The organism is Vibrio sp. S9_S30, from assembly GCF_014694455.1.
GTDB lineage: Bacteria > Pseudomonadota > Gammaproteobacteria > Enterobacterales > Vibrionaceae > Vibrio.
On the sequence record NZ_JAAUWT010000027.1, the window covers coordinates 32,659 to 40,005 of the forward strand.

The following is a 7,347-nucleotide window of genomic DNA, read 5'->3' on the forward strand; positions in this document are numbered from 1 at the left end:
CCGAGAAAAAGGAAGCCGAATTTTACCAACGTTGTTTATGACTGGTTTCCCAGCCGCTTAAATGGGGGCTTCCCTTTTGGTCAAACCTAAAAAGCAAAAAAGCCTGTTAACACCAATGCGGTATCGTCAGGCTTTTATGTCTGAATATGTTTGTTTTTTGTGCGGAACCCTATGGGGTGTGCAGCTTTGATAAGTAAGTACATATGATGACCTTAGTTAGGTGAACTTAAGCCATCCAAGGTTTCCAATCTTGGGTGGCAAGCCAGAACGAGGTTGGAAACTACCGCTATGTACCGACGGCCTGCCGAAGCAGCCCCGTTCTAACCCACCATAGAATAGGTGTGCAGAAATGCACAGCCTTTAAGTTGTGGTTGGTACATATGTTTCGAGGTTTCCAATCTCGGCGCTGGATTTTGCCAGCGCACAACCATTGTCATAAATGTGCATATCCGTGTCAATAACTAGCTGCCCCGCTTGATGGATTGCTGCGCAATAAATTTAAATATGTGGATATGGCCCAGTGATGCGCCTATTCCGTATACCACCGTTTGGCTGAATGTCATGCCCTGCATTAACCCAAAGTGCCACGATGCAAACGCTAATGCGCTGGCGACGCACAGCTCCCCTATAAAAACTTGAGGGGGGATTTTCTCGGCAGATTTCAATAGAGCCCCCACGCGCGCAATGATAAATAAAGCTACAAACACCCAAAAGCTGTTTGTCTCTTGGTCGTTTGTAAACATACAGCATCCGTTTTAATTAGGAGAGGAGTAAGCAGGACGGTAAAAAAAAGCCCCAAACAAAATGTAAGGGGCTGGTTCAAGCTTGTCAGTTGGCTGCGTCGGCTAATGGATTTCCCGACGATGGGAAAATACTACCGTAAAGAGTCCCCTTTTATCAAGTGATATGACTCACATTTGAGTTATTTGCGCGCTACGGAACGATGATCAAGGCTCATATTTGAGTCAAATATGCATAACCAAATTCTTGCAAAGCCTTGGTATCTAAGGCTTGAACGTGTTCATTTAGTGATTCATTGGTTTTTTGATAACGTCGGAAATAAACGCTTTTTGATACTCCGATGGCTTCGAATAGGTCTTTTGTTCTGAGTTCGACGAATTCACGCTCATTGATCAGCCTTTTTGTTACGAGCTTTTCGACTTTTTCAGCGGTGCGCTGTTGTTTGGGTTGATCGCCTAGTTCGCTGATCACGACTTCAATCAATTGGGGTAAGTGTTCGCTGTGATGGCTTTCCCCGTAACGGTAGAGAAGCCATTTCCCAAGATGCCCCGGCATTTCGTTAATGATGCGTTTTATTCTAAGGTGATCGAATACGTACTCGGAACAATTGAGTTTTGATGTGCCTTTACGGCGGGTGTCTGTTGCATTGAGTATTTCTGGCTGTCGTTCGTTGTCGTTAGCGGTTCGTTTGGGGGCATTAACGTTGAAGATCGCCCGCTGGCTTCCGTCTTCATTGCGCGGCGGCTGCCAGTCGGCCAGGGCTTCCATGATCAGTTCACGGCTTTGGTCTAAGATGTCGGCTTCGTCTAAGATGTCGTATTCGCTGATCATGTTATCTCTTAATATTCGTTGCTTTCTTCGATTCGTCGGCGCTTTCTTTCTTCGTATGCGTCCCAGTCAGTTGTTCGCTCTATTTCGTCGTATTCATCTTTGCAATCGGCACATATCCATCCCCAGTGCGCGTCGTTGATGCAGTTTTCGTCGCCACACATTGAGCAAGCGGGTATGTCTAGATCATTGGCTGTTTTAATCGGCATTATTAACCCTCAAGCTTTTGACCACGCCACCCCATTAGAATGGCGTGAATGGAAAACCCAACTGCGGCAATCGTCAGGAACGTGAACACTGTTACCCCTGAAAACGTCCATACGTCGTGAGTGATAAAGGCAAAGAATTCGATCATTAACTTTCTCCGTCTAAGTTAAACCTGCTTATGTTGTGCCGGGTGCCGACTGCGCCAGTGCCTTTGTGTACTTTTCTTGATTCATCGACACACGCGGCGGCGACACTCAACAGGCAATCAATCCATTGGTTTGATTCTTCTTGCCCGTCGTTTTCGTCGTAGATTCCATCGTGCGTCGGCTTGGCATTGGCGACCGCTTCGGATACCAGATTTAGTATTTTTTCTAGATTGGCATTGCACGTTTTTGCACCTTCCAATGGCGGCAAAGTATCGATAAATCCGTGCATGGCGTGGATTTCTTTTAATGCGCTTTCTTTGTGCCTTTTTGGCAGACAGTCCAGCCATGTGTGCTTCCACTGCAAGGGGAAATTGTGCTCACCGGATAGGTATCTGTTCACTTGCCGGGAAAGACTACCTTTCCATTTTGCGTATTCTTCTGCGCAATCGCTGGGTGCGATGTTTTTTAGCCTGGGGGCTAGAATGTCGGTCGCAAAGCTGGGCGCGTTTTCTTGGCTGGTCATAAACCAGTTTTTGGTGTGTCGAATGATTATTTCGGCTTCGTCTTTTTCAATATTACTCATTTAAGAGTCCCTCAACTGACATTTAAAGGATATAGCTCATATATGAGTCATTATTTTAGCCAATGATTATCGCTTTGGATAGCTTATATTGCGCGGGTTTGTAGATTGTTTTGATGTTGGTCGGATTCTTTTGCAAGGGTGGTATGTGAGCGCTTGTGTCCTGACTCGGACGTCAAATGGCTGTCTTTTGTGGCATACAATGAATTTAACGTTAAAAAACGCTCTTAAACCGTTCTTAATGGTCGGGGATGCTTTATAATCTAGTTAACCACCATAAATATAATTTTTTGTAACGTTGCTTTTGCGGCGCTTTTTATCATCGTCTGACGCTATTTTTTATTTGTTGAGAGGTAACCCGCACGGCTTCGGCGCGTGCATATTGGCACTGGTTTGGCTTGTAACGCGTGGCATTTTTAGTTTGCGCGTTCTTGCTTGATTCGGCGCTAGGATATAGGAATTTATTATGCCAGAAGCACACAAGGTATTTGCTGCAATCCGCAAATCTAAGAACATGAAACAAAATGATTTTTCCGGTATTGCAAGCCGCGCAACTGTTGGCAGATTTGAGCAGGGTGAAGGGGATTTGCCCACTCAAGTGCTAATACGTGCTTTGAAGAAAATGAACGTGACTTTGGGTGAGTTTGTAACCCGCATGGAAAGCGAGGAAACACACGGCTACCACACGAAAAACGTGCCTGTTCTACGCTGGACGGATTTGGACGGTGATGATCCAAACGCGCAAGGTACTGTGTTTTACCCGAACGGCACTAAGATTGAGAGCTATGCACTTAAGGTGCGTGATGCTTCAATGATTTCGACGGATTTCTTAACTAACTTTCCTGTCGGCTGCCATATCATTGTGGAGCCTATGAAGTCGGTGAACGATGATACTTTGGTAATTGTTAAGGCGGGCGGCGCTTTTCATTTTAGGCGTAAATACCGTGGGGCGTTTATCCCTGCCAATAATGAGTTTGAAACCATCGAGAAAGGTGAGGTGGTTGGGCGCGTTGTTGGTTGGGTTGGCAACGGTTAGCGCGTCGAATTCTGACGATTTTTTTAACGTTTTTTCACTAGCAGTGCGCCCAATGCCTGCAATTCTGATTCTAACTTACCCGTTTTTTGCTGATGCTTTGCCGCCTGATCTGTCAGGCGGTTGATGGTGTTTTGCTTCTGCTCAGTGATTGTGCATTGCGCACTGTATCGCTTGTCTTGATAACCAATTTTGTTTTGTGCCTGATTTAATTGTGCTTGCAATTCGGCGTTCGTTTCGATGAGTGCTTTCTCTATGTCACTTTGCCCCAATAAGTTTTCTAGGTGCTTTACTCGCGCTAGGGCGTTTTGTAACTGACTGGCTTCACTGTCGTGAAATTCTTCTAAGTATGGGGCGATAGTGTCGGTCATTAGGCAGCTTCCTTTCCTTCACTCGCGTCGATTCCTGACGAATTTTTTATGAATTCTTTGAATGCACCAACCGCACCTTGTTGGGAAATTTCGCCAATTTCGACGACTTGCCGTAATTGGCTATCAGTCAATTTGTGGGCTTGGTCTTGTAGCTGTAAAGGGAGCCAGTCGGGAACTTCTGTCACGCCATAGACGTCCACGATATCAAGCGGGTTTTCTTCCAATACCTTGCGAGCGTTGAGCATTTTATCCAGCTTTGGGGATGCCCATTCGGCTATCGTGGTTTCTAGTTGGATTTCTTGATTTTCTGCAAATTGCCAAAGATCGGCGATGCCGTAGGCGTGAATGAAAAGATCGATAAAATCTAACGTGCGATTCATTCGGTCGTTTATTTTACCACTTCGTATGGCTTCGGAGATCGAGGGGCGACTGAACCCAGTGACGTTTGCTAAGTGAACGTTATTCACTGTCACGGCGGCGGTGGCGGATTGCAATAGTTGTTGCAGTTTTTCGAGTCGATTCATAGCTAAACCTTGGTGTTGAATTGAGGATCACAACGATCATTCTATTGATCACTTAGCGTGCACAAATTTGATCAGCAAGCGGAGTTTGATATTTAGAAAAATCAGATACTTAGCTGGGGTGCTGCTTATCCCCATGTAAACCGTCAAAATTTTCTAAACTCGGCGTCTTACCTCCGCCAATCGTTTGATTATGGTTCACAGTACCTTTCAAACTTCGCCAGACGCCCCCAGAGGGGCGGCAGGCTCACCGCCAACCCTTGAGACCGACGGCAGGCACGCGCCCTCTGAAGCGCTTAGAGAAGCTCTAACATGGACATTTTCACAAAAAGTTTTTAAGAAAAAGCAACTCATAATCTCCATGACTTAACCCGCAAACCTAGCAGCAACCACACCATAAAATTCAATGGCTCCCCAGCCGATTATCGCCCCGGCGATTGCGCACTCAACCAAGGCATGCACTAGGCGGGGCGTAGGTTTAAGATTGATTAGGCTTTGCATTGCTTCCCCCAAATCAGTTCACGCGCCAAAATTAACCCGGATAATTGACCATCAAGAAACTTCTTTCTTTCGACATTCTTACAAGTCAAAGGCTCCGCCATAATGTTGGCAATGTCTTTGGTAAGCTCATCTATCGCCAAATTCAAGGCTTTTATGCCTTTGTCAGAATGACGCACACCATTCCTGAAACTGGGCTGTATTAGCCCGATGCCCGACCAGTTGAAGCTTGAACACTTATATGATTCCACCTTCCAATTCCTCTTTTGCGTTTAATTTCGACACTAGAATAACCAAAGAAGACTCACATTTAAAGCTTTAAAATACATTCCTCTGGGTTTAGTACTCAAATATGAGCTATAGGCTGTATTTTCAAGGTGTTGTGAGTTGCTGTCTCGTTTTACCATCTTGCGATTGTCTTACTTTTTTCTTGCTTCAAATGTGCCTGCCAGCGCTCTAGCGTCTCTCTTTTGCGAGGTTCGATATAAGCTTGAATGTATGTTTTGTCGAGCTTGGGGATGTGGTGATTGAGCAGGAACTTTATTACCAAGTAATCCTCTCCTTCCTCTGTCCAAGTGCTGGAACATAACTTTCTCAAGTCGTGGGATGTCCATTTGCGTTGTGAAAAGGTTCTGATAAGCGCACATGCTTTGGATTTCCCGATTGGTGGGCTATTAGAGCTGTTGAATTTCGAGGGGAATATGTAATCACCCACATATCCTTGCTCTTTTAAAAAGTTACGGTGTAGCTTTAAATATTCAAATACTTCGTTGGTGATGGGGAGCGTATGTTCGTGCTCTTTCGTCTTGATCTCTTGCGACGGCAAATACCATGTCATGTTCGAGAGGTCTATGTGTGACCACCGTGCCTTGCGGGTTTCTCCCTGTCTTGTGCCGTGACTAAGCATCATATACACCAGTGCTTTTGTGATGTCGTGCTCGCCTCCGATGGCGTCGAGGATTTCAGGGATATGACCAGCTTTAAGCTTTCCATCTTTGTGCGGGATTTTCTTTTTTATTAATGCCTTGAATCGAATAGTTGCCAATGGGTTGACGTTGATTAAATCCAGCTCAGCGGCTTTGTCGCATATTAGGCTTAATATGCTGAAATAGCTTTTTAACGTAGCCAGCGAAAAACCATTCGCCTGGAGCTTCCACAAAAACTCACTTTCGATGGTCACTTTGTTCAACTGTCTTAACTCTTTCCCGCCCAGAACGGGGAGCAGATGACGTTTAATAACACTCCTGATTTGAACTTTTCTTTCTTGTGAAATGAGATTATCCGTTTCATTTCTCTGTCGATACCAATCCAACATTTGCCCCACTGTTGTGAAGTGATCGGCGGTGATGCTTTTCAAGTCTTCCCCGCAAGAATACCGAGCCGCAATCTCTGGTAGTGTTTTCTTCATCGTTTTAGCGGGGATAAGTGGCCAAGCGCCAACCTTTCGCCAGCGAGCACGACCAGACTCTCGGACAGTCAAAAACCAGCTTGCTTTTGAGCGGTCGGACAAGAAACGAAGGCGTAAAGGTAAGTTATGAAAGTTGAGTTCTGTGATGTGTTCTATTTTTTGGTACCGCTCGATTGCAGACTCAGTTAAGTCACACTCGACTACCTTTATCATTTCAGTCATAAAGCCTCTGGATGTTCATCAAACTTTGTAAGCACAGCACTAAAGCAGCCTCGCTATCGCTCGCCGGGTCAGCGCTGGAGTTGTCTGGCTCGCTCCGCTCCTATCAGACAACTCCATCACTCGACCTTTTCTATTAGAAAACCTAATGTGTCATTTATGTTGCTGTGAAAAGAGGTTGAATCCAAGCGGCGATTAATTACGCTCAGAGGAGAGAAAGGCTTGATTTTAGGTAAAATTAACCCTTACCCACGCGAGCTTCTTTACTCTATACGCAGGTAGTGGTTTACCTAAAACATCCATCACGCCCGTCGGGTCGAAAAGGAATCATTCAGTGTGTAGTCTCTCTCTACTTGTGCGTGTTTAAAGCCTCCACATGTAAGCCATACATGCTTCAAAGACTTCCTTCCTAGCCACGCACCGTAAATCAATAGAGGAGGATATTACTCGCTCTATGCCTCTCGCCAGAGTGTCACGCGAGAGTTTCCCCAACATACGCTCTCTGTGATTTACACCAACCGCTAACAACCATCGGACTGTGTTTGGTTGCTCTTTTTCCCCTAGTGCCCACCTGTCTCTTTAACCGCCCGTAACACTAGAGTCACTGAATTACACTTTGTTTAAATGGGAAATGAGTGTTTATTAAACCCGTTATATATTCTCTTCATTCAGTGAAGGTTTTCGTGTGGGCGTTTACGAACGCCCACACGAAAGCCTTCACTGAATGAAGAGAATATATAACGGGTTTAATAAACACTCATTTCCCATTTAAACAAAGTGTAATTCAGTGACTCT

General features: G+C 45.3%; 10 protein-coding genes. 1 reads left to right on the forward strand and 9 read right to left on the reverse strand.

The window, feature by feature from the left end:
- Nucleotides 1-461: 461 nt before the first annotated feature.
- The 5 genes from HC752_RS21935 to HC752_RS21955 form a co-directional block, all read right to left on the reverse strand.
- Nucleotides 462-743, reverse strand: a complete 282-nt coding sequence (locus HC752_RS21935) for a hypothetical protein (protein WP_190337340.1) — start codon at nt 741-743, stop codon at nt 462-464.
- A 211-nt stretch (nt 744-954) separates the two neighbouring features.
- Nucleotides 955-1,572: a bacteriophage antitermination protein Q gene (locus tag HC752_RS21940; RefSeq protein WP_190337341.1), complete on the reverse strand. Its 618-nt coding sequence runs from the start codon at nt 1,570-1,572 to the stop codon at nt 955-957.
- Between the two features lie 8 nt (nt 1,573-1,580).
- Complete coding sequence (locus tag HC752_RS21945) at nt 1,581-1,778, reverse strand: hypothetical protein (protein WP_190337342.1); 198 nt, start codon at nt 1,776-1,778, stop codon at nt 1,581-1,583.
- Between the two features lie 2 nt (nt 1,779-1,780).
- Nucleotides 1,781-1,924 carry a hypothetical protein gene (locus HC752_RS21950; RefSeq protein ID WP_190337343.1) on the reverse strand — a complete coding sequence of 48 codons (144 nt, stop codon included), beginning with the start codon at nt 1,922-1,924 and terminating at the stop codon, nt 1,781-1,783.
- Nucleotides 1,924-2,505: a hypothetical protein gene (locus tag HC752_RS21955; protein ID WP_190337344.1), complete on the reverse strand. Its 582-nt coding sequence runs from the start codon at nt 2,503-2,505 to the stop codon at nt 1,924-1,926. Before HC752_RS21955 ends, HC752_RS21950 begins: the two co-directional genes overlap by 1 nt.
- A 463-nt stretch (nt 2,506-2,968) precedes the next feature.
- Between HC752_RS21955 and HC752_RS21960 the strand changes: the two genes are divergently transcribed.
- The gene (locus HC752_RS21960) at nt 2,969-3,538 is read left to right on the forward strand and encodes a S24 family peptidase (RefSeq protein ID WP_190337345.1); all 570 of its coding nucleotides are present in this window, start codon (nt 2,969-2,971) and stop codon (nt 3,536-3,538) included.
- A 23-nt stretch (nt 3,539-3,561) separates the two neighbouring features.
- On the opposite strand, the gene HC752_RS21965 is transcribed toward HC752_RS21960, so the two are convergent.
- The 4 genes from HC752_RS21965 to HC752_RS21980 all read right to left on the reverse strand — a co-directional run bounded on the left by HC752_RS21965 (nt 3,562) and on the right by HC752_RS21980 (nt 6,555).
- Nucleotides 3,562-3,906, reverse strand: a complete 345-nt coding sequence (locus HC752_RS21965) for a hypothetical protein (protein WP_190337346.1) — start codon at nt 3,904-3,906, stop codon at nt 3,562-3,564.
- Nucleotides 3,906-4,430, reverse strand: a complete 525-nt coding sequence (locus HC752_RS21970; RefSeq protein ID WP_190337347.1) for a hypothetical protein — start codon at nt 4,428-4,430, stop codon at nt 3,906-3,908. Before HC752_RS21970 ends, HC752_RS21965 begins: the two co-directional genes overlap by 1 nt.
- 485 nt (nt 4,431-4,915) lie before the next feature.
- Nucleotides 4,916-5,176: a hypothetical protein gene (locus tag HC752_RS21975; RefSeq protein WP_190337348.1), complete on the reverse strand. Its 261-nt coding sequence runs from the start codon at nt 5,174-5,176 to the stop codon at nt 4,916-4,918.
- Nucleotides 5,177-5,325: 149 nt separating this feature from the next.
- Nucleotides 5,326-6,555 carry a tyrosine-type recombinase/integrase gene (locus HC752_RS21980; RefSeq protein WP_190337349.1) on the reverse strand — a complete coding sequence of 410 codons (1,230 nt, stop codon included), beginning with the start codon at nt 6,553-6,555 and terminating at the stop codon, nt 5,326-5,328.
- Nucleotides 6,556-7,347: the final 792 nt, after the last annotated feature.